This is a genomic window from Mangrovicella endophytica, from assembly GCF_002893625.1.
GTDB lineage: Bacteria > Pseudomonadota > Alphaproteobacteria > Rhizobiales > Rhizobiaceae > Mangrovicella > Mangrovicella endophytica.
The window spans coordinates 331,619-351,884 of the sequence record NZ_PKMZ01000002.1 but is presented as its reverse complement, the minus strand read 5'-3'; the positions used below and the strand labels follow the sequence as shown (position 1 = coordinate 351,884).

The window sequence follows — 20,266 nt, the reverse complement described above, 5'->3', positions numbered from 1 at the left end:
GGCCGGCGGTCAGGCGGCCGCGAAGGGCGAGCGATCGAGGCTCGACAGCAGCCGGTGCAGCGTTCCGATCGTCGAAAGGTCGGCGACACCATCCACCTTGGCCTGGCGGAAATGGCGTTGGAAGGCGATCGTGGCAAAGCGCGTCGCCTCACCGAAGAGGCCATCCGCCTCGACCTCGTAGCCATAGGCGCCGAGCAGCGACTGATAGGCGACGACGGGTTCGCCCTTGTCGCCCATCGAGATGAAGCGCCCACCGCCGAGGGGCACCGGCTGAATCCAGTGGCCGATGCCGGCCGCATGCAGGCGGTCCCACGGAAACAGCTCGCCCGGATCGATCTTGCGGCTTGGCGCCACGTCCGAATGCGCCAGCACCCGTTCGGCCGGGATGGAACGGCGGGCAAGGATGTCTTGGCAGAGGGCGATCACGGCCGCGATCTGCGGCTCCGGAAAGGGGCGATAGCCATTGTCGTGGCCCGGATTGACGATCTCGATCCCGATCGATCGCGAATTGATGTCGGCCTGCCCCTTCCAGCTGCCGGCCCCGGCATGCCAGGCCCGCAGCGCCTCCGGCACCAGCTGCACGATGCGCCCGTCCTCGTGGACGAGATAGTGGCAGGACACCTCGCTGCGTTCCGAGCAGAGCCAGCGCAGCGCCATCTCGCCGTCTTCCATGCCGGTATAGTGGAGGATCAGCATGTCCGGCTCGGTAACGCCGCTGCGCCGCTCGCCATGGTTCGGCGACGGCTGCACGAGCCCGGCGAGTTCGCTATCCGCCTTCACGCCGCGCTCTTGCCCGAGATCGACGCATAGGCCGCGTTGATCGCCTTCATGCGTTCGGTGGCGATCAGCAGGAACTCGTCCGGCACGCCGCGGGCGGCCAGCCGGTCCGGGTGGTTCTCGCGCACCAGCTCCAGATAGCGCTGCCGCGCCGCCTCCGGCGTCGGCTCGCCCTCGAGCCCGAGAACGAGATACGGATTGGCCGCGCCGGCGACATGGCGCAGGCGGATCTTGTCGAACTCGCCCTCGCTGAGGCCGAAGATGCCGGCGATCTCCTCCAGGAAGACGAGTTCGCGCTCATGCACCACCCCGTCCGCCTTGGCGATATGGAACAGCCCGTCGAGCACGTCGGCAAGCAGCGTGCAGTCGCCAGCCGAGTCCTGGCAGAGGCCGGCCAGCCGGGAGGCGTAGCTGTCGAAGCCGGCCGTGTCCTTCTTGGCGAGGTCGTAGAGGCGGAAGACGTTGCGCATCTCCTCCGCCGGAATGTGGAAGATCTGCTGGAAGGCCGTGACCTCCTCGGGGGTGACGATGCCGTCGGCCTTCGCCATCTTGGCCGACAGGGCGATCATCGCGACGGAAAAGGCCACGCCGCGACGCGTCTGGCGATCGCCGGAGAACAGCGTCCTCACGCCTTCGATCAGCGCGTCGAGCGTTGCACGGCTGCCGGAGGGCAGCGCGCTGAACAGCGCGGAGAGACTGGACAGGAATTTCATCTGGTTGCCGCGGCTTGACTGCTTCGCTGGTCTCGAAGCGCGCGGATCATAGCGATCATCAGCGCGAGGCCAAGCCCGCTCTGGCTATGCCGCAGGAGGATGCGGCCGGGTGCTTCTGTGGATGGGTCCAAGCCCGCAGCGCATCGCCGCGAGCTTGGACCCTGGATGAGAACGCGACTTACGGGTTGGTCGTCGTCGTCGTGCTGCTGGTGCCCGGCGTGGTCGTGGTGGTGGCCGGCGGCGTCGTGGTGGTCGAGCCCGACGCAGCAGGCTCGCTGGTCGTCGTGGTCGTGGTCGACGTCGTCTCGCTGTCGCCGCAGGCTGCGAGCAGCAGCAGAGCGGACGTGCCGAGCGCCAAGGAAATCTTTCTCATCCCAATACCTCTTTGTTGAGACCGGAGCCCTTGCGGGCGCGGCCAGTGTGTGCCGACTTAGGGGGTCCCGAAATGGTTTCAAGGAGGACTGATCCTCCGCTCCCCGCAGCACGGTAATAAGTTGCAAAGCGCATCTATACCAGTCCGGAGCGGCGTGATGCATTGCGGTGGCGACGCCTTTCTGCCCACGGTCAGCGTCACTCAAGCCTGTTCCTCTAGCCAGCCGTTCTGATGGACAGACAAGGTGCGCTGCCGATGACGGATCGCTTTCGCCTCGCGGCGCCGGTGGCGGTGCTGCTTGCAGGTCTCCTGATGGTGGCCGGCTGCCGCAGCACAGCGCTCGACGCCGATGATCTCGGCCTGTCGAACCTCGCGGTGGAACGAGCGCTGCACTATCCGGTGCAGGGCATCGATCTCTCCAAGTACCAGGGCGACGTCGACTGGTCCGCCGCCCGTGACGGCGGCGTTGCCTTCGCCTGGCTGAAGGCGACGGAAGGCGGCGACCGCGTCGATTCCAAGTTCGCCGAGAACTGGAACGCGGCAGGCGCGGCGGGCGTGCCGCGCGGCGCCTACCACTTCTTCTACCACTGCCGCTCCGGGCGCGAGCAGGCCAAGTGGTTCATCGCCAACGTCCCGCGCGACGCGGCGGCGCTGCCGCCGGTGCTCGACGTCGAATGGACCCCGGACTCGCCGACCTGCACCAAGCGTCCGCCGCGCGACGAGCTCCTGCGCGAGGTCAAGGACTTCCTCGACACGGTGGAGAGCCATTACGGCGTCAAGCCGATCCTGTATGTGCCGATCGACGTCCATCGCGACCGCATGGTCGGCACCCTGCCAAACTACGAGTTCTGGGTGCGCGCCGTCGCCGACCATCCGGACAACGTCTACCAGTCCCGCCGCTTCCGCTTCTGGCAGTGGACCGCCACAGGCACCGTGCCGGGCGTCAAGGGCGAGGTCGACCGCAACGCCTTTGCCGGGTCCAAGGCCGACTGGGTGAAGTGGCTGAAGGCGCGCCGGGCGCGTTAGGCGTCTGCCAACCCTGAAAGGCCGATCCAGAAAGCGCCATCTTGCCCCGTTAAGGGCGACGTCCTAACGCTTGGCGCTCGTTAAGACGTCTGAGATTGGACTGCCCATGGCCGGCCGCCGCATCGCCATCGCCCTCGCCTGCCTCCTCACTGGCGCGCCTGCCGCGTTCGCGCAGCAATGCGGCGGCGACTTCGCGGCCTTCCTCGACGGAGTGCGCCAGGAGGCCCTCGCCAAGGGCCTTGCCCGGGACGCCGTCGACACGGCTGTTCGCACCATGCGCATCGACGAGAAGGTGCTGCAGCGCGACCGCGCGCAGGGTGTCTTCGCGCAGAACTGGCAGCAATTCGCCTCACGCATGATCAGCGGCTATCGGCTGAAGCAGGGCAAGGCGAATCTGGAAAAATACGCATCGACCTTCTCCACCGTGGAGGCCGAGACCGGCGTCCCCGGCCCGGTGATCGCGAGCTTCTGGGGCCTTGAGACTGACTACGGCGCCGTCCTCGGCGATTTCGAGACGCTCCCCGCCCTCGCGACGCTCGCCCATGACTGCCGGCGGCCGGATCTCTTCCGCGCCCACCTCATCGCGGCGATCGATTTGGTCGGCCGCGGCGACCTCGAGCCGTCGCAGATGAAGGGGGCCTGGGCCGGCGAGCTCGGCCAGACCCAGCTCCTGCCGGAGGAATACATCAAGTTCGGCACCGATGCCGACGGCAACGGCCGTGTCGACCTGCGCAAGGACGTGCCGGACGTTCTCGTCACCACCGGCAAATACATCCAGTCGCTCGGCTGGCGCGCCGGCGAGCCGTGGCTGGAGGCCGTCCGCGTGCCCTCGAACTTCCCCTGGGAGCGCGCCGCGCTCGTCAGCAAGGAGCCCCGGAGTGCCTTTGCTGAACTCGGCGTCACCAAGGCGGACGGCTCGCCCTTGGAGAGCGACGCCATGCAGGCCTCGCTCGTCCTGCCGATGGGACGCGGCGGCCCGGCCTTCCTCGCCTTCCCGAACTTCGATATCTATCTCGGCTGGAACAAGTCGCTGGTCTATTCGCTGACCGCCGCCTATTTCGCCACCCGGCTCGACGGCGCCGGGCCCGTCGACATGGGCAACCCCCAGCCGGGCCTCAATGTCGAGGAAACCAAGTCGCTGCAGCAGAAGCTGACCGACAAGGGCTACGATGTCGGCGGCATCGACGGCATTATCGGCGAGAACACGCGAGCCGCCGTCCGCCAGGAGCAGCAGAAGCGCGGGCTCCCCGCCGATGGCTGGCCGACGGGCGAGCTTCTGTCCGCCCTCTGAGGCAGCATTCCCCGATAGCGGACGGTCTGTTTGCGCATCGATGCTGGTGCGCTGCAGCAAAAGCCGGTAGACAGGCCGCTTCGCGCTCGAACACAGCCATGGCACTCGCGGACTGACGCCTCCCGACCGGAGGCAGTCCCCGGCCCCGCCGTTTGCGCTGCTCCGTGATCATCGCAATGCCGGCGCCGCGCCGGACAAAAGAAGCGCCGCAGCCATGTCCGACACCACCGCCGAGACCATCCTGACGGAAGCGCATGTCGAGACGCTGCCGCCGGAGCCCGCGACGCGTCTGCCGTTCCTCACCATCGCGCTGATCGAATTCGCCCTCGCCGTCGGCAGCTTCGGCATCGGCACCGGCGAGTTCGCCATCATGGGCATGCTGCCGGATGTCGCGCGCGACTTCGCCGTCACGATGCCGCAGGCCGGCTATGTCATCAGCGCCTATGCCGTGGGCGTCGTGGTCGGCGCCCCGGTGATTGCCGTCTGCGCCGCCAGGCTGGCGCGCCGGCAACTGCTGCTCCTCCTGATGTCGATCTTCGCGCTCGGCAACATCGTCAGCGCCATCGCGCCAGGCTTTGCGTCCTTCACGCTGCTGCGCTTCCTCACCGGCCTGCCGCACGGCGCCTATTTCGGCGTCGCGGCCCTTGTCGCCGCCTCCATGCAGGAGCCGCACAACCGCGCCAAGGCCGTCGGCCGCGTCATGCTCGGTCTCAGCGTATCGATCCTGATCGGCACGCCGCTCGCCTCCTGGCTCGGTCAGATCGTCTCGTGGCGCGTGACCTTCGCGCTTGTCGGCGCGCTCGGCATCCTCACCGCCGTGCTGATCGCCGCCTTCCTGCCGGCCGACAAGCCGCATGTGGGCGCAAGCCCCTTGCGCGAGCTCGGCGCCTTCCGCCGCAAGCAGGTCTGGTACACGCTCGGCATCGCCTCGATCGGCTTCGGCGGCCTGTTCTCCGTCTTCACTTATGTCGCCTCCACCGCGACGCTGGTCGCCCGGATGCCGGAGACGGCCGTGCCGATCATCATGGCGATCTTCGGCGCCGGCGCCATCACCGGCAATCTCGTCGGCGCCTGGCTCGCCGATCGCGCTTTGATGCGCACCATCGGCGGCGTGCTGATCTGGGACGCCGCTGTCATGACCGTCCTCTGGCTGACGGCGTCGAACCCAGTGATGCTGTGCCTCTGCGTGTTCCTGGTCGGCTGCGGCATCGCCATCGGCCCGTCGCTGCAGACCCGGCTGATGGACGTTGCCGAGGATGCGCAGACGCTGGCCGCGGCGCTGAACCACTCGGCCTTCAACGTCGCCAACGCCCTCGGCGCCTGGCTCGGCGGTCTCGCCATCGCCGCCGGCTACGGATTTCAATCCACCGGCTGGGTCGGCGCGCTCCTGGCGGTCGCGGGCTTCGGCGTCTTCCTCCTGTCGCTCCTCAGCGACCGGCGCACCGCCCGGCGGACACTGGCGGCGGCCGCCTGAGATCGTCACCCGCAGCCGGATTGTTCCGGCCGCTCAGTCCCTGAACGTCTCGTCGAAGCCGGTCTGGTCGGTCGGCAGCAGCCAGACGGCGGTCGCCATATAGGCAAAGCCGAAGGTGACGCCGAAGCCGGCGGCAAGCAGCAGCACCGCAAGATAGGGCTGCTCCGCATTGCCGATCCGCGTCCCGAAGCCGCCGATGTCGAGCGCGACGATGATCGCCGCCACCGCCCAGCCGAGCAGGATGCCGATCGCCGCGTTGCGGAGGACGAAGCGCACGAGCTTGGGTAGGCGCCGATAGGCCGACTGCATCTCAATCTCTCTCCGCGCGTTCATTCCAGATGGACAAGCCTCTGGTGCAGCGGTGCGGCATCACCATCTCTTCAGATGGATCAGCACGGCCGGGAGAACAGGCAACATGGTAGACGCGACTGCAACGGGATCGTTCACGGCCATGCCGCGCCACGAGCGGCTGCGGCGCCTGGAGCGTCTGCAGCGTCTGGCCCGGCTGATGGATACGGCGATCCGCGTCCCCGGCCTCGGCATCCGCTTCGGCGCCGATTCCATCATCGGCCTCATCCCCGGCGTCGGCGATGCCGCCGGCGGCCTCATCGGCCTCTATATGATCAACGAGGCGCGCAAGATGGGGATGCCGGCCTCCAAGCTCCTGCGCATGGCCGGCAATGTCGGGGCGGACGCGCTGGTCGGCGCAGTGCCTCTGCTCGGTGACGTCTTCGACGTCTTCTTCAAGTCGCACCGGCGCAACCTGGACATCATGATGGAGCACTTCGCCGAGGATCGCGCCGAATTCGCCAGGGACGTGACGCCGCCCCACCGGCGCTAGAGCCCGGTCCCGCCCGGTCGCATCGGCTAGAGCCTTTCACGGTCAGCTGGAAGCGTTCTGCCGGAGGGAATTTGGGATCAAGGTCGAGGGGGTCCGAAGGACGGGCGAGACCCGTGGCTCGCCCCGGAACGGTGAAGGTCGTAGCGGGCTACGGCCGAGACGAAGCCCGATGGAATTGTCCCGAATTCACCCGGCCCATCGATCATCCCGCGCCAAGGCGCGGTGGAGATGATCGACGGGTTTATCCTGTCTGCCGTTTGCCGAAGGCAAACAGGCGGGCAGGGCTTCCCGTCGGCGGGCGCCCGATTCGTCGAGCCGCTTGGCCGATGCACCAGCATCGACCGGCACGTCTCTCCTGCCGGATCGCCTCGCCACCGGAGAAACAGAACCGCCTCCATCTGATCGTGAAAGGCTCTAGGGCGGAAGGCGCCTCAGAGCGCCGCGCGCAGCGTCACCCTGACGCCCGGTCCGGCCGCATAGTCGATCCGCGCCTTGAGGCTGTGGGCCATGGCGCGGATGATCTTGGTGCCGATGCCGGTGCCCTGCGGCGAGGCGGCCGCATCCGGCAGGCCCGGGCCGTCATCCTCCACCGCCAGCAGGAACTCGTCGTCCTCCTGGCGCAGGAACACCCGGATCGTCCCCATCGAGCCCTCGGCATAGGCATATTTGCAGGCGTTGCTGACGAGCTCATTGACGACGACGCCGACTGACACCGCCCGGTCCGTGGAAAGCCGGATGGGATCCGACAGGAAGTGGATCGAGCGCTGGGACGCCGGCGTCGACCAGGTTTCCTCCAGCTCGCGCACCAGCGTCTGCAGGTAGTCCGCCATGTCGACGGTCTCGATGTCGCCGGACGTATAGAGCCGGCGGTGCACCTGGCCGATGGCGCGGATGCGCTGCTGCGTCTCCTTCAGCGCCAGCCGTGCCGATTCGGAATCGAGCGCCGCGGCCTGCATCTGCACGAAGGCGGACACGATCTGCAGGCTGTTGGCGACGCGATGGTTCGCCTCGTCGAGGAGCACTTCCAGCCGCTCGTTCGTGGCCTTCAGCGCGGCCTCGGCCTCGGCCTTGGCGGCGACGAGGCGCGTGCGCTCCAGGGCCTGCGCGAAGCTCGTCGACAGCAGGTCGAAGAAGCCCTCCCCGACCGTCTTCACCACGTAGTCCGCCGCGCCCGCCTTCAGCGCGGCGACGGCGACGCGGCTTTCCTCTGATCCGGTGACGTAGACGACGGGCGGCATCTCCGGCAGCGTCGAGAACATCGCCAGCGTCTCGAGCCCGTCCTTGCCCGGCATGTAGTGGTCGATAGCCACCAGATCGAAGAACTCGTCGATCAGCCGCGCCAGACCTTCGTCGCCGCTCGCCGCCGTCACCACCTCGTAGCCGCGGCGGCGCAGCGCCCGCTGTGTCAGGAGACGCAGGCCCTCATCGTCATCGATATAGAGAACCCGCGGCAAGGATGATCAGCCTTCGAGCTCGGGATCGGGAACCTGGATCACCGACAGGAACAGGCCGAGCTGGCGGATCGCCTGCGCGAAGGAATCGTAGTTCACCGGCTTGGTGATGTAGACATTGGCGCCGAGGTCGTAGCAGCGCTGAATCTCGACCTTGTCGTCCGTCGTCGTCAGCACCACCACGGGCGTGCGCTTCAACGGCCCGTCCGACTTCATGCGGGTCAGGATGTCGGTGCCGCTCATGTCGGGCAGGTTGAGGTCGAGCAGCACCAGCGCCGGGCCGTTCTTCGCCGGGCCGTCCTCGGCGTCATAGAGGAAGGCCAGCGCCGAGGTGCCGTCGGTGAAATGCTTGATCTCGTTGGTGACGCCTGCGCGGCGAATGTTCTTCTCGATGAGCCGGGCATGGCCTTCATCGTCCTCGATCATGACAATGTTTACCGACTGGGGCGTGTTCAACGGCGTGAGTCCTTAGGCGTTCAGCTCGACGGGCATTGAAAGGCGGAATGTCGCGCCGTGGTCAAGCGTTGATTCACAGCCGATGATGCCGCCGAGGCGATAGGCGAGCGCACGGACATGGGCAAGTCCGATCCCCTCGCCCGGCTGGTCCTGCATGCCGGAGCGGCGAAAAAGGTCGAAGACGCGCTCGTGATCCTTGGGATCGATGCCGCGGCCATTGTCCTGCACCTCGAAGACGACCCGGTCGCCCTGCCGCTTGCCACGCACGGTGATGCGCCCCGGGCGTCCCGGCTTCAGGTACTTCACCGCGTTTTCGACGAGGTTCGAGAAGATCTGCTCCATCGCGACGCGATCGCTGGTCACCGTGGGCAGCGGTCCCAGCGTGATCTCCGTACCGCCTTCCACAAGCCGGTGCTGCAGGCTGTCAACGATGCCGCGCAGCATCTGGTTCATGTCCAGCCGCTCGGGCGTGATCACCCGGCGACCCTCGCGCGACAGCCGCAGGATGGCATTGATCAGCCGGTCCATCTTCTGCGTCGAGGAGCGGATGAAGCCGATCGCCTCCGGCAGGTCTTCACGCACGGCAAGCCGCGCATCCTCGCTGACGAGGCCCGGCGCCTCCGCCTCGGCCCGGTCCATCATCTCGGAGAGCGGACGGGTCGCAGCGTCGAGCTCGCTGGTGAAGCCCATGACGTTGACCAGCGGCGATCTGAGATCGTGGCTGACGATGTAAGCGAAGCGCTGGATTTCGTCATTGGCGCGCTGCAGGTCGGCGGTGCGCTCCTGGACCATCGATTCCAGGTCCTCGTTCATCAACCGCAGCCGGTTGCGCGAGGCCGCAAGCTCGATCGTGTTGCGCCGCACGACATAGATCGTGCCGCCTGCGACCACGAACAGGATGGCACCGGCCAGCCCGAGCACCGCGTAGGAGATGGCGAGGTCGCGACGCTGGGTGGCGCTGCGCTCGGCCAGAAGCGTCTCCTCCTCGTTCGCCATGGCCTCGGTGATGTCGCGGATGGTGCGAATCGCCGTCGGGCTGAGGTCGTTCATGAAGCGCTCGGCGACGGCTGTCGGATCGGCGCCGTCCCGGTCCGCGATCGACTGGCGCAGGATCTGCACCTGCTGCGCGCTCAGCCGCTTCAGCTCCTCGACGCGGGGGCGCTGCTCGGGATTGTCGCTTGTCAGCATGCCGGCCCGGGCGATCGCATCCGGCAGGAGCCTGGCATTCTCCTCGAAGGTCGTAGTGAAACGCGAATCGGGCTGGATCAGGTAGCCCCGCCGCGCCACCTCCACCCGCTCCGTCAGCGTGCGGATGTCGGCGACCGCACCTTCCACTTCCAGCGTATGCGCGATGAGGTCGGCATTCTCCTGCGTGCGCATGAAGACGAACGCACCGGCGCCGGCCGCGAGCAGGATCAGGACAAAGCCGGCCGCGATGGCGCTGACGACGAACCGCCCGAAGAACCGTTCCGAGAAAGTGACCAAGATCGCCGCCGCATCGAGGGAAGAAAGCTGCCCATAGCGCAGAGACGGCCGACGCTCAACGGCGCTTTGTCGCTGGACGCGTTCGCGGGCAAGGATGGTTTCTGCTCCGCAACGAAACTCGCAAGGGTTCGGCTCGCTGCGTCATCTCTGGCGCGGGCAGAAAATGCGGCCATTGCCCTGCGTCCGACGTCGCAGCCGCAGCCGCGAGGACGACGGCGGTCCGCTCAGTCCGCCATCGTCTCCAGACTCGCATAACCCTCGGCGGCCGTTCCCTCGTCGAAGCCGCGGCGCACTTCGACGAAGGTGTCGGGATAGAAGCCGTTGAAGCGCGTGCGCAGCGACAGCGAATAGGCCCCGATATGGCCGATCTCGATCCAGTCGCCGGTATCCACCGTTTCCGGCAGCCAGAACGGCCGCGACAGGATGTCGACGCTGTCGCAGGTGGCGCCGCAGACGCGGAAGGCACCGATCGTCTCCGGATTGCCGTTGCGCCGCGTGCGCGCGGGGTCGGGGATGAAGCGCGCCGGCAGCGTGATCTTGCCGGTCCAGGAATCCGACAGCGACGCCCAGATGCCGTCATTGATGTAGAGCCGGCGGCCCTTGCGCAGGAGCACACGCACGATCAGCGAGAAGGCGCGCGCCACGACGACGCGGCCCGGCTCAGCCACCAGCGGCACGTCGGAGAAGCCCCAGGCGTCGATGTCCTCGCGCAGGCGGCTCATGATCTCCGGCAGGCCCGGCATCACCGGCTTGCGGCGGCGCGGGTCATGGCCGTACTCGGCCGGGAAGCCGCCGCCGACGTCGAGGCCGGCAAGCGGCACGCCCGCGCGGCTGCGCACCCAGTTCGCCGAGGCGAGCGCCCGCTCGTAGGTTTCGGGGTCCTCGATCTGCGAGCCCACATGGAAACAGATCCCGACCTTGAAGCCGATGCGGTGGCAGCGCTGCAGGAGTTCCACCGCGTGGGCGGGTGCCGCGCCGAACTTCTTCGACAGCTCGTAGGCGGCATGCCCCTTGGTCTGCAGCCGGACGAACAGCGTGATCGTGCCGGGGTCGAGATCGAGCGCCCGCACCACGCGCAGGATCTTGGCCACCTCGTCCTCGTGGTCGAGCGCGAGCACGCGGATGCCATAGGTCTCAAAGGCAAGCCGGATGTCGGACTGCGCCTTGATCGGATGCATGTAGAGCATGCCGGCCTTGGGCGCGACGGTGCGCACCGCCTCGAACTCGCCGGGCGACGCGACGTCGAAGACCTTCACGCCCGCCGCCGCCAGCGCTTCGAGCACCATCGGCTCACCATTGGTCTTGACGGCATAGGCGGTCTCGCCGGGAAAGGCCGCCATGAAGGCGGTGGCATCGGCCTTCAGCACCTGTGGACGGAAGCAGTAGACGGGAACGTCGGGACGCAGCGTCAGCGCGGCATCGGTGGCGGTCTCGAACAACTGCATCGGCATCTCCCTCTGGAAGCGGGGAGCTAGGGCAGCCGACTGTCATGGTCAGGGTTGAGCCGGTTGCAACCGGCCGCTCGACTGAAAGCTTGACCGTGCCTCCCCTCCATCGCGGCCTGTCGACACAGGCAAATGTATGGGGTGATATAGAACGATGCTCGCTCCGCCGCTTTTTGCGGACCGGTGCCTCGCACAAGCCGCGCTCGATCCGGCCAGGAGTGCTCATGCCTTCGATCCACATCGTCAATCCGGCGGCCACCTTCGTCAGCTATGCCACGTCCGACGCCCTGCCCGACAATGACGGCCGCCACTGGACCTTCACCGCCAATCTCGCCGTGACGACGGTTGCGGCGATGGTGCCGGCCGGCTGGGACATCCGCATCACCGACGAGCAGATCGAGCCGATTGACTTCGAGTTCGCGACCGACTTCGTCGCCATTACCGGCCAGATCACCCAGCGCCGGCGCATTGCCGAGCTGGCCGGAATTTTCCGCGGCCTCGGCCGCACGGTGCTGATCGGCGGCCCCTTCGCGACGCTCGATCCGGAGTTCGTGCGCCCGCATGCGGACATTCTCGTCACCGGCGAGCTGGAAGAGCTGGCGCCACGCCTGTTTGCCGATCTCGAGGCCGGCAGCTGGCAGCCGAGCTATGACGGCGGCCGGGCCGACATCCGCCTGTCGCCGCTGCCGCGCTGGGATCTCTATCCCGTCGACAGGGCCGAGACCGGGGCGCTCCAGACGACCCGCGGCTGCCCATTCGATTGCGAGTTCTGCGACGTCATCCAGTATCAGGGTCGTAAGCAGCGTCACAAGACGGTGGAGCAGGTCATCGCCGAGCTCGACCAGCTCTATGCCTACGGCTTCCGGCAGACCTTCCTCGTCGACGACAACTTCACTGTCCATCGCCAGTTCGCCCGCACCACGCTGCAGGCCTTCATCGAATGGAACGAGCGCCACGCCGACGATCCGATGCGCTTCACCACGCAGGCCTCGCTCGACATCGCGCGCGACGATGAGATGCTGGCGCTCTGCGCCGCCGCCGGCTTGCGCGTCCTCTTCATGGGCATCGAGACGATCAACGACGCGAGCCTGCGCGAGACCAACAAGAAGCAGAACCTCCTGATGCCGACGCTCGATGCGGTGCGTAAGATCGCCAGCCACGGCATCTCCATGCGTGCGAGCTTCATCGTTGGATTCGACCATGACGACGCCTCGATCTTCGGCCATCTTTACGAGTTCCTGCAGGCCTCTCCGCTGCTGGATCTGTCGGTCGGCGCGTTGACGGCTTCCAAGGCGACGCGCCTGTATGCGCGCCTGAAGAAGGAAGGGCGGCTTCTCGAAGGGTTGTGGGAACGACCCTACGCCGTCAACTTCATGCCCGCGCGGATGTCTCCGGAAGAACTCTCGGCTGGCGTTCGCAAGCTGACCGAAGACCTTTTCGCGCCGGCCGCCGTCGAGCAGCGGATGCTCAACCTGATCGAGCTCTATGGTCCCGACCCGAGCGTCCTGAAGCGCCGTGCCGGTGCCGGCGGAGCCCGTGGCCGGATGGCGTTGAAGCTCATCGCCGGCATCTCGTCTCGCGGTCCGGCCGAGGCCCAGATGGTTTCCAACGTGCTGTCTGCTGCGAACCGCAAGCCCGAGGCGCTGCCGGCGATCCTCTCCTTCTTCTCGTCCTACGCCAAGGTGCGGCACTACATGGACAGGGAAGACGCAGCCGGGCATTCGGGTGAAGCAGCGCGCGCCGCGATGCCGATGGCGGCGGTCTGCTGATGGCAGTTGTCCTGCTCCTCCGCCGCTGCGCGAAAAGCCAAGCCACGCGTGCGCGTTGGCTGGTATGCCGGCCATGTTTCGCGGCCGTTGCCCTAAGATAGGATAGGAGCCGCCCTCAGGCGGCGTAGCGGCCGAGCTGCTTGTGCCCCGGCAGATAAGGCGCCAGCCGCAGCTCGCCTTTTAGATACTCTTCGCGGCAGGCATCCCGCCGCACCTTGCCGCTGGTCGTGCGCGCGATCGAGTTTGGCCGCACCAGCACCAGGTCATGCAGCCGAAAGCCGTGCGTAATCGCGACGGCATCGAGCGCGCGGTCGATCATTGCCGGCGCATCGAGCTGCGCCATCGACGCACGCGCCACCTCGCAGACCGCGACGACCTGCTCCTCCTCGCCGGTATCGACGGAGAACACCGCGCCTGCCGTTCCAAAGTCCGCATGGCTCGCGGCGATGCTGGTCTCGATATCCTCCGGATGATGATTGACGCCGCGGTGGATGATCAGCGCCTTCAGCCGTCCGGCGACGTAGAGGTTACCGTCTCGCACAAGGCCCAGATCGCCACTGCGCCAGTAGGGTCCGTCAGCGGCCGGCGCGAGGCCGGCGCCGAACGTCGCCGCACTTGTCTCCGGATTGTGCCAGTAGCCGCTCGCCAGATGCTCGCCCGCCACCCAGATCTCCCCGACTTGGCCGTCCGGCAGCGGCGCACGTGATGATGGGTCGACGACCGCAAGGCTCGATCCGCCGAACGACCTGCCGCAGGAGACGAGCTCGCCCATCCCCGCCGGCGTCGCCTCTGCGGGAAGCGTCGTCACACCGCTGCCGGCCGTCCCGCCGCTGATGAAGACGGTCGCCTCGGCTGCGCCATAGCAGGGGAACAGCGCACCGGCGTCGAAGCCGGCCGGCGCGAAGGCATCGGCAAAGCGCCGCATCGTGCTCGCGCGCACCGGCTCGGCGGCGCAGAAGGCGGTCGTCCAGTACGACAGGTCCAGATCGCCCGAGATAGCCGGCACGGCGCGTCGGGCGCAGAGCTCGAAGGCGAAGTTCGGCGCACCGCTGATCGTCACCCGATGGCGGCTGATCGCCTGCAGCCAGCGCAGCGGCCGCTGCATGAAGGCGAGCGGCGGCATCAGCACGCATTCGACACCGCTCGTCAGCGGCAAAAGGATCTGCGACAGACCCATGTCGTGGAACAGCGGAACCCAGGTGAGGAAGCGGCTATCCGGCCGGACAGCGAAGGCCTCGCCCAGCATGCGCAGATTGGCCGCAAGGGCCCGCTGCGTGATCACCGCTCCCTTCGGATTACCAGTGGAACCGGACGTGTACTGCAGGAAGGCCACGGCATCGCCATCGGGCGGCGGCGGCGCCGCGGGCGCCGCGCCTTCCTTGGAGACCGGCTCCATCCATGTCAGTCCGTGCAGCTCGGCCACCGCCGATGGCGTATGGCCGAAGATCACCGCCGCCCCCGCATCGCGGGCAATGCCGTCGATCCGTTCGAAGTCCCGGTTCTTCGCGCCATGAGGAACGGGCACGGCGATCGCACCGGCATACAGGCAGCCGAAGAACGCCTCGACGAAGCCGCGATCCGAGCGGGCGGGCAGCAGCACGGCGCGGCCTGCAAGCCCCGCCTCCACGAGTTGCGCCGCCACCCGATGCGCCCCTTCGTCGATATCGCCGAAGCTGGCGCGCTCGCTTTCCGCTTCGCCGTTCCCCAGCACGATAAGGGCGGTCCGGTCCGGCTGCACCCGCGCGAAGTGCTGCAGCCGAGCAGCGATCGGCTGCGCCGGGGCCATGTCATCGGTCCGGTGACTCACGGCACGTCCCACTGCGTGCCGACGAACCACTCGAGGATCTGCGGGAAGCGGCCGTTCTCGATCAGCGGCAGGATCGTTTCGTGGCTGGCATAGTCCGGGATCAGCTCGACGGAGACGCCCGGCGGCCCCTGCAGATGCATCGCCTGCTGTACGTCCCGCTCCACGCCGCCACTGGCCACGAGGTGAGTGCGCGGCCGCGCCGGGGCGGCGGCATAAAGCGCCCGCAGGTCCGGCAGTTGCTCGGCCGAGAGGTCCGGCAGGTGATGAAGCTCGCCCGTCATCTCAAGCGCCGTCGGCGCTCCAAAGACCAGCGCGCGTTCCGCCTGCAGCCCGAGGGCGTATTTCAGCGCCGCATAGCCGCCGGCCGAATTGCCATAGGTCAGGATCCGCTTTGCCCCGAGCTGCTCCGCCAGCCGGCGCAGGGCCGCGACGGTACCCGCCTCGGTCGGCGCCAGCGACGCGATGCCGCTCGTGTAGAAGTGCCGCTGAACGTCCCTGAGATAGACGACATGGACGCCCAATGGCACCATCCAGCGGTGAATGAGGTTCAGCGGCAGCCCTAGCCTGTCGCTGTTGCCGGTGAAGGCGAAAATCACCGTGTCCGACCCTTGCCGCCGCACGATCTGGACGTCGACGCCTTTGGCGTCACTGAAGCCGTCCTGCCCCGCCCGGTCGACCGGCGGCGGCAGCTTCGAGAAGGCCAGCGCCATCGTCCGCATGAAGACGACGGACGGGAATTCGGCGGCCGCCAGCAGGCTCGCATGCGCGGCGGCATCGAGGCGGTTCGCCGCCACCATGGCATCGATCGCAACGGCCCAGATCTTGACGTTCGCCGCCAGGAACAGCGGCGTTTCACCGCGCCGCCAGCAGGCTTCCAGATAACGGGCGGCAAGGGCCGGGTCGATCGTCACCGCCTGGGACCAGTCTGGACGGTCAAGGCTTGTTCGCGGCCGGCACGTTGACTGCCGTTTGTGAGTCGATCCACCGCGCGACGTCGCTGACGCGGCTCGACTGCTCCAGTATCTCGATCGGCAGGCTGACGTCGAAGGCCCGCTCGATCTCCAGCGCGATACGGACCGCCTGAAGTGAATCGCCACCGAGACTGAAAATGTCGTCGTCTGCCGATATGGACGCCAGTTCGAGGATCTCGGAATAGATCGTCGAAACCCGCTCTTCGGTCGAAGTGATGGGAGCCATCCGTAAATAAGTCTGTCGGCAAAAGCTCAATGACCGAGGACAGACCTGTCTGCAAGCGAAATGCACGCGGCAGGACAGCTTCTCCCGCACCTCCGTGCCGCCGTTATCTCGATCGGAGGCACTTCCACGTGGCGGGCCGGTCCAGCTCCGATCCCTTGGTAGCCGTCGCGACCAGGCAAGGACGGTCGGGATGAACGATTCGCTGAAAGGTGACGTTACGGCCCCTTTGCTTCGCTTGCGACGTGCCATGTCGCGCGCCGCACATTCATCTTTTTGATCGAAGCGACTCTGTCAGCCGCACCAATGGGTTGCGACAAGGCCAGCGCACTCGCGCTGCGGCGCACACACGACACCCTCTTTACGAATTCGAAAGGAGTCTTAATCTCTTCCCATCTGGTGCGAGGAGCCGAAGGGAATGGAACTCACACGTCCGCTCAACGTCCTGATGATCTGCGCCGCCTTTTCCTTCGTCGGCGCGATGATCGTCGGCGTCCTGCCGTAAGGCGATCCAGGGACGCTCCAACACCGCCTATCGATGCGGTCGAACGAAAAGCCGGGGTCCAAAACCCCGGCTTTTTCGTATCTAGCGGCGGATGGTGGCGGCCGTGTGACAGCGCCCGACGAGGCGGAATCTTGCGCCCTATGACCGGCGGCGGGCCGGCGATGGCACCATTCAGGCGGCGACATCGGCATGGGCGGACTGCGACCGGAACCGGCACGCACGAGCGTCTGGCCGTCGCAGACGGCGCACGGCGCCGTCCGTGACGGTCATACCTCTTCCTCAGGCGGCAACCGACGCCGCGTCGCTCTCGCCCGCCTGCTCGGCGCCGGACCTGAGGCCGAGAATGTGGCAGATGGAGTAGACGAGGTCGGCCCGGTTCATCGTGTAGAAGTGGAAGTCGCCGATGCCGCGGTCGACGAGGTCGAGCACCTGCTCGGCGCAGACGGCTGCCGCGACATGGCTGCGCGTCTGCTCGTCGTCCTCCAGGCCCTGGAAGCGCTCGGCCAGCCAGGCCGGGATCGTCGCGCCGCAGGCGGCCGAGAAGCGCGCCACCTTGGTAAAGTCGTGGATTGGCACGATGCCCGGCACGATCGGGATATAGATGCCGGCGCGGCGCACCCGCTCGACGTAACGCTCATAGACGTCGTTGTCGAAGAAGAACTGGGTGATCGCCCGCGTCGCGCCATTGTCGACCTTGCGCTTCAGGAGGTCGATGTCGGTGGCAAAGTCCGGGCTTTCCGGGTGCTTCTCGGGATAGGCCGAGACGGAGATCTCGAAATCGGCAAAGGCCTTCAGCCCGGCGACGAGCTCGACGGCGTTGCGATAGCCGTCCGGGCGCGCCTGATAGGTGCCGCCGACGCCGGTCTGGCTGTCGCCCCGCAGTGCCACGAAGTGGCGCACGCCCGTCTGCCAGTACTGGCGCACCACCGCGTCCACTTCCTCGCGCGAGGCGTCGACGCAGGTCAGATGCGCCGCCGGCTTGAGGCTGGTTTCGGTCAGGATGCGCTCGATCGTGTAGTGGGTGCGCTCGCGTGTCGAGCCGCCGGCGCCATAGGTGACCGACACAAAGCTCGGGCTCAGCGGCGCCAGCCGCTCGATGGAGCGCCACAGCGTCTCCTCCATCTTCTCGCTCTTCGGCGGGAAGAACTCGAAGGACACGTTGATGCCGGCATTCTTCAAGGGGTTGCGGTGGTTCAAGGTGGTTACTCCTGAAGAAGGGCAAGGGCGGCCGGCTGGCCGGCCGAAGCGGTAGCGGCGGGGCGCGGATCGCGCGCCACCCAGATCGAAACGGTGAGCTGGTTTGCGGCCTGGCCCTCCGGCTTCACGTCGACGACGGTTTCGACGTCGAGCCCGGCATCCTCGATCATCGAGGACAAGGCGTCATGCGCGAAGCCGAGCCGCAGATGCGCGTGCTCGGCGCGCAGGAATTCCAGATCGTGCGGCGCAAAGTCGATGACGGCGAGCCGCGCCCCCGGCGCCAGCGCCGCCGCCGCCTCGCGCAGCGCCGCGGCGGGATCGTCCAGGAAGTGCAGCACCTGATGGATGGTGACGAGATCGAAGGCGCCCTGCTGCACCGGCAGGTGATAGGCATTGCCCTGGCGCACCAGCGCATTGGCAATGCCGGCCTTATCGAGATTGGCTCTGGCGACGCCCAGCATCTCGCGCGAGGCATCGATGCCGACGGCCCGCCCCGCGAGCGGCGCGAACAGCTCCAGGAGCCGGCCGGTGCCGGTGCCGATGTCGAGAAAGGCGCCGACCGGGGCCTTGCCGAGGGCGTCGAGCAGCGCCTTCTCCACCACGGCGTCCGGCGCGTGCAGGGAGCGGATGCGATCCCAGCTGCCGGCATTGGCGGCGAAATAGGCGGCGGCACGCTCGGCCTTCTGCGTGCGCACGGCCGCCAGGCGTTCGGCATCGCGCCGCAGCTCCGGATCGCCCTCATCGACGCGCGACAGGAGCGAGCGCACGAGCCCGGTCACCACCGCCTCCTCCGAGAGCCGGAACGTCGCCCAGGCACCCTCCTGGTAGCGTGACAGGATGCCGGATTCCACCAGCAGCTTCAGGTGCCGCGAGATGCGCGGCTGCGACTGGCCGAGGATGGCGGTGAGGTCGGAGACCGTCAGGTCGTTGCGCGCCAGCAGCTGCACGAGGCGGAACCGCGTCGGCTCGGCGATGGCGCGCAGCGCATCGACGGCACGATCGAAGGACAGCTTGTTGGACTCGAGCATCACGACCTCGGATGAGACATAAAGATATCTTTATGTCAGAAACGCCTGGACGGCAAGAGCGGTCCGACCTGCTTTTTCGAGGCTGGGCGATGATCGCCGATCGGCTAAGCTCCGGTTGAAGACGCGTGAGGACGGCAGGCGGGACGAGCGACATGGATGACAGTATCGAGAGGTCTGACGCCGGACAGCGGCCGGGCGAGACGCGTTTTCCGCAACCCGAAAGCGGCTACGCAGATGCCGGCCTCGTCTTCATCGGCCGCATCCGCTCGCCCTGGACGGAGCGGAGCGCCTGCCCGAAGAACATGGCGAAGGCGCGCGAGACCGGCCGCCCGGCCACCGTCGAGCTGGATGCGCCATGGCGGGCGGCGCTGGCGGGCGTCGCGCCCGGCGCCGCCGTGCATCTCCTCACCTGGCTCGATCGCGCGCGGCGTGATCTTGCCCTTCAGATGCCGCGCCATGCCGAGGCCCCGCGCGGTACCTTCTCGCTGCGCTCGCCGGTGCGGCCGAACCCGATCGGCCTGCATCTCGTGCGCATCCTGTCGCTCGACATCGAGACCGGCCGCATCGGCATCGATGCGATCGACGCTCTCGACGGCACGCCACTCCTCGACATCAAGCCCTATTTCGCCACCGTGGACGTTGCCCGGGAGATCGGCGAAGGCGAGCCGGGCTGGATGGCCTGATGGCGACCGAACGGCAGAAGGCGATCGCCCGTGCGCTGACGGCAACGATCCCCCGCGCGCCCTTCATCGACGCAGAGGCGATCCGGCAGGCGGCCCGCGCCAAGCACCTGCGCGATCTGTCGCCGGCAACCGCGCTCTGGCTCGCGGCGGTGGCCCATATCCGCCACGCCCATACCGACTACGACGAGCTGATGGACGAGGGCTACGGCCGCGACGCCGCGCGCTTCTTCGTGCTGGACGACATCAACGCCGTCCTCGACCGCTGGGGCTCCACCCGGCAGGTTAGCGGCGAGGAGGCGCTGGAGACGGAGCCGGCCAGTGTTGCAACGGAGGACGAAGACGAGAGCGAGGACGAGCCGGATTGATCCATAGAGTCTGCAAACGGTATCAAGCGACCGTCCAGAAGATGCGGATCGAGCCTATCGGCTGTCACCGATTGAGGGATCGACTTCGTAGTCGAAATCATCCTCGACCTCGATCGTGGTCTGGTCCATCCGACCCTGCCTGATGGCGAGTATCGCGACCCCTTGACGATCCACTTCGTAGAGCAGGACGTATCGCCGAGAACCAGCCGCCGCGTACCGGAGACAGGGCTGGCACGGACCCGCGGCCCTACTGCCGCGTGCCGTCCCAGCATTCCCTTGGCTTCGTCGATGCGCGCCAGAAGACGCTGCGCCGCCTCGGAACTATGAGCTCGAAGATAGCGAGCTTCTTTGATCAGAAAATCACGCGCCTCCGACGAGAGGCGCAC

Annotated in this window: 20 protein-coding genes; 7 read left to right on the top strand and 13 right to left on the bottom strand. The window is 67.3% G+C overall.

The features are described from left to right. Positions 1-9: 9 nt before the first annotated feature. The 3 genes from C0R46_RS07260 to C0R46_RS07250 all read right to left on the bottom strand — a co-directional run bounded on the left by C0R46_RS07260 (position 10) and on the right by C0R46_RS07250 (position 1,863). Positions 10-780 (bottom strand): peptidoglycan recognition protein family protein, encoded by a 771-nt coding sequence (locus C0R46_RS07260; RefSeq protein WP_245413460.1) that lies wholly within the window; start codon positions 778-780, stop codon positions 10-12. Then, positions 777-1,490, bottom strand: coding sequence for a J domain-containing protein (locus tag C0R46_RS07255; RefSeq protein ID WP_102958929.1), 714 nt, complete (start codon positions 1,488-1,490; stop codon positions 777-779). Before C0R46_RS07255 ends, C0R46_RS07260 begins: the two co-directional genes overlap by 4 nt. Before the next feature lie 178 nt (positions 1,491-1,668). Next, on the bottom strand, positions 1,669-1,863 hold the full coding sequence (locus tag C0R46_RS07250) for a hypothetical protein (protein WP_102958928.1): 195 nt from the start codon (positions 1,861-1,863) through the stop codon (positions 1,669-1,671). Between the two features lie 255 nt (positions 1,864-2,118). Between C0R46_RS07250 and C0R46_RS07245 the strand changes: the two genes are divergently transcribed. The 3 genes from C0R46_RS07245 (at position 2,119) to C0R46_RS07235 (ending at position 5,654) form a co-directional block, all read left to right on the top strand. Then, positions 2,119-2,889, top strand: a complete 771-nt coding sequence (locus C0R46_RS07245) for a glycoside hydrolase family 25 protein (RefSeq protein WP_102958927.1) — start codon at positions 2,119-2,121, stop codon at positions 2,887-2,889. Positions 2,890-2,995: 106 nt separating this feature from the next. Continuing rightward, on the top strand, positions 2,996-4,180 hold the full coding sequence (locus C0R46_RS07240; protein WP_102958926.1) for a lytic murein transglycosylase: 1,185 nt from the start codon (positions 2,996-2,998) through the stop codon (positions 4,178-4,180). Between the two features lie 214 nt (positions 4,181-4,394). Beyond that, positions 4,395-5,654 carry an MFS transporter gene (locus tag C0R46_RS07235; protein ID WP_102958925.1) on the top strand — a complete coding sequence of 420 codons (1,260 nt, stop codon included), beginning with the start codon at positions 4,395-4,397 and terminating at the stop codon, positions 5,652-5,654. A 33-nt stretch (positions 5,655-5,687) separates the two neighbouring features. Here the strand turns inward: C0R46_RS07235 and C0R46_RS07230 are convergent, their stop codons facing one another. Beyond that, positions 5,688-5,963, bottom strand: a complete 276-nt coding sequence (locus C0R46_RS07230) for a hypothetical protein (protein ID WP_102958924.1) — start codon at positions 5,961-5,963, stop codon at positions 5,688-5,690. A 106-nt stretch (positions 5,964-6,069) separates the two neighbouring features. On the opposite strand from C0R46_RS07230, the gene C0R46_RS07225 reads away from it, so the two are divergent. Beyond that, positions 6,070-6,495 (top strand): DUF4112 domain-containing protein, encoded by a 426-nt coding sequence (locus tag C0R46_RS07225; RefSeq protein WP_425349866.1) that lies wholly within the window; start codon positions 6,070-6,072, stop codon positions 6,493-6,495. Positions 6,496-6,926: 431 nt separating this feature from the next. Here C0R46_RS07225 and C0R46_RS07220 read toward each other — a convergent pair whose 3' ends face one another. The 4 genes from C0R46_RS07220 to C0R46_RS07205 form a co-directional block, all read right to left on the bottom strand. Further along, positions 6,927-7,949 carry a sensor histidine kinase gene (locus C0R46_RS07220; RefSeq protein ID WP_102958923.1) on the bottom strand — a complete coding sequence of 341 codons (1,023 nt, stop codon included), beginning with the start codon at positions 7,947-7,949 and terminating at the stop codon, positions 6,927-6,929. 6 nt (positions 7,950-7,955) lie between these two features. Then, on the bottom strand, positions 7,956-8,372 hold the full coding sequence (locus tag C0R46_RS07215) for a response regulator (RefSeq protein WP_198598279.1): 417 nt from the start codon (positions 8,370-8,372) through the stop codon (positions 7,956-7,958). 42 nt (positions 8,373-8,414) lie between these two features. Further along, a complete protein-coding gene (locus C0R46_RS07210; protein WP_245413459.1) occupies positions 8,415-9,887 on the bottom strand; it encodes a sensor histidine kinase in 1,473 nt (490 codons plus the stop codon). A 224-nt stretch (positions 9,888-10,111) separates the two neighbouring features. Beyond that, on the bottom strand, positions 10,112-11,332 hold the full coding sequence (locus tag C0R46_RS07205; protein WP_102958921.1) for a type III PLP-dependent enzyme domain-containing protein: 1,221 nt from the start codon (positions 11,330-11,332) through the stop codon (positions 10,112-10,114). A gap of 224 nt (positions 11,333-11,556) precedes the next feature. Here C0R46_RS07205 and C0R46_RS07200 point away from each other — a divergent pair, with 224 nt between their 5' ends. After that, entirely contained in the window at positions 11,557-13,101 is a 1,545-nt protein-coding gene (locus tag C0R46_RS07200) for a B12-binding domain-containing radical SAM protein (protein ID WP_198598265.1), read from the top strand. Between the two features lie 115 nt (positions 13,102-13,216). Here the strand turns inward: C0R46_RS07200 and C0R46_RS07195 are convergent, their stop codons facing one another. The 5 genes from C0R46_RS07195 to C0R46_RS07175 all read right to left on the bottom strand — a co-directional run bounded on the left by C0R46_RS07195 (position 13,217) and on the right by C0R46_RS07175 (position 18,832). Then, positions 13,217-14,887: a fatty acyl-AMP ligase gene (locus tag C0R46_RS07195; protein WP_102958919.1), complete on the bottom strand. Its 1,671-nt coding sequence runs from the start codon at positions 14,885-14,887 to the stop codon at positions 13,217-13,219. A gap of 17 nt (positions 14,888-14,904) precedes the next feature. Next, complete coding sequence (locus C0R46_RS07190) at positions 14,905-15,819, bottom strand: alpha/beta fold hydrolase (RefSeq protein ID WP_102958918.1); 915 nt, start codon at positions 15,817-15,819, stop codon at positions 14,905-14,907. Between the two features lie 22 nt (positions 15,820-15,841). Further along, a complete protein-coding gene (locus tag C0R46_RS20760; protein WP_157944577.1) occupies positions 15,842-16,105 on the bottom strand; it encodes a phosphopantetheine-binding protein in 264 nt (87 codons plus the stop codon). A 781-nt stretch (positions 16,106-16,886) separates the two neighbouring features. Next, a complete protein-coding gene (gene metF, locus C0R46_RS07180) occupies positions 16,887-17,804 on the bottom strand; it encodes a methylenetetrahydrofolate reductase [NAD(P)H] (protein ID WP_102958916.1) in 918 nt (305 codons plus the stop codon). A 5-nt stretch (positions 17,805-17,809) separates the two neighbouring features. Then, positions 17,810-18,832: an ArsR/SmtB family transcription factor gene (locus C0R46_RS07175; protein ID WP_102958915.1), complete on the bottom strand. Its 1,023-nt coding sequence runs from the start codon at positions 18,830-18,832 to the stop codon at positions 17,810-17,812. A 152-nt stretch (positions 18,833-18,984) separates the two neighbouring features. Between C0R46_RS07175 and C0R46_RS07170 the strand changes: the two genes are divergently transcribed. Together C0R46_RS07170 and C0R46_RS07165 are read left to right on the top strand one after the other, a co-directional pair. Further along, entirely contained in the window at positions 18,985-19,515 is a 531-nt protein-coding gene (locus tag C0R46_RS07170; RefSeq protein WP_102958914.1) for an SAM-dependent methyltransferase, read from the top strand. Next, the gene (locus C0R46_RS07165; RefSeq protein WP_102958913.1) at positions 19,515-19,880 is read left to right on the top strand and encodes a DUF2293 domain-containing protein; all 366 of its coding nucleotides are present in this window, start codon (positions 19,515-19,517) and stop codon (positions 19,878-19,880) included. The genes C0R46_RS07170 and C0R46_RS07165 overlap by 1 nt, the downstream gene beginning before the upstream one ends. The last annotated feature ends 386 nt before the right edge of the window (positions 19,881-20,266 follow it).

Coding starts and splice junctions, on each gene's coding strand:
- C0R46_RS07255 (WP_102958929.1), bottom strand. CDS start 1,490: ATGAAATTCCTGTCCAGTCTCTCCGCGCTGTTCAGCGCGCTGCCCTCC.
- C0R46_RS07250 (WP_102958928.1), bottom strand. CDS start 1,863: ATGAGAAAGATTTCCTTGGCGCTCGGCACGTCCGCTCTGCTGCTGCTC.
- C0R46_RS07245 (WP_102958927.1), top strand. CDS start 2,119: ATGACGGATCGCTTTCGCCTCGCGGCGCCGGTGGCGGTGCTGCTTGCA.
- C0R46_RS07240 (WP_102958926.1), top strand. CDS start 2,996: ATGGCCGGCCGCCGCATCGCCATCGCCCTCGCCTGCCTCCTCACTGGC.
- C0R46_RS07235 (WP_102958925.1), top strand. CDS start 4,395: ATGTCCGACACCACCGCCGAGACCATCCTGACGGAAGCGCATGTCGAG.
- C0R46_RS07230 (WP_102958924.1), bottom strand. CDS start 5,963: ATGCAGTCGGCCTATCGGCGCCTACCCAAGCTCGTGCGCTTCGTCCTC.
- C0R46_RS07225 (WP_425349866.1), top strand. CDS start 6,070: ATGGTAGACGCGACTGCAACGGGATCGTTCACGGCCATGCCGCGCCAC.
- C0R46_RS07215 (WP_198598279.1), bottom strand. CDS start 8,372: ATGATCGAGGACGATGAAGGCCATGCCCGGCTCATCGAGAAGAACATT.
- C0R46_RS07205 (WP_102958921.1), bottom strand. CDS start 11,332: ATGCAGTTGTTCGAGACCGCCACCGATGCCGCGCTGACGCTGCGTCCC.
- C0R46_RS07200 (WP_198598265.1), top strand. CDS start 11,557: ATGCCTTCGATCCACATCGTCAATCCGGCGGCCACCTTCGTCAGCTAT.
- C0R46_RS07195 (WP_102958919.1), bottom strand. CDS start 14,887: ATGGCCCCGGCGCAGCCGATCGCTGCTCGGCTGCAGCACTTCGCGCGG.
- C0R46_RS20760 (WP_157944577.1), bottom strand. CDS start 16,105: ATGGCTCCCATCACTTCGACCGAAGAGCGGGTTTCGACGATCTATTCC.
- C0R46_RS07175 (WP_102958915.1), bottom strand. CDS start 18,832: ATGCTCGAGTCCAACAAGCTGTCCTTCGATCGTGCCGTCGATGCGCTG.
- C0R46_RS07170 (WP_102958914.1), top strand. CDS start 18,985: ATGGATGACAGTATCGAGAGGTCTGACGCCGGACAGCGGCCGGGCGAG.
- C0R46_RS07165 (WP_102958913.1), top strand. CDS start 19,515: ATGGCGACCGAACGGCAGAAGGCGATCGCCCGTGCGCTGACGGCAACG.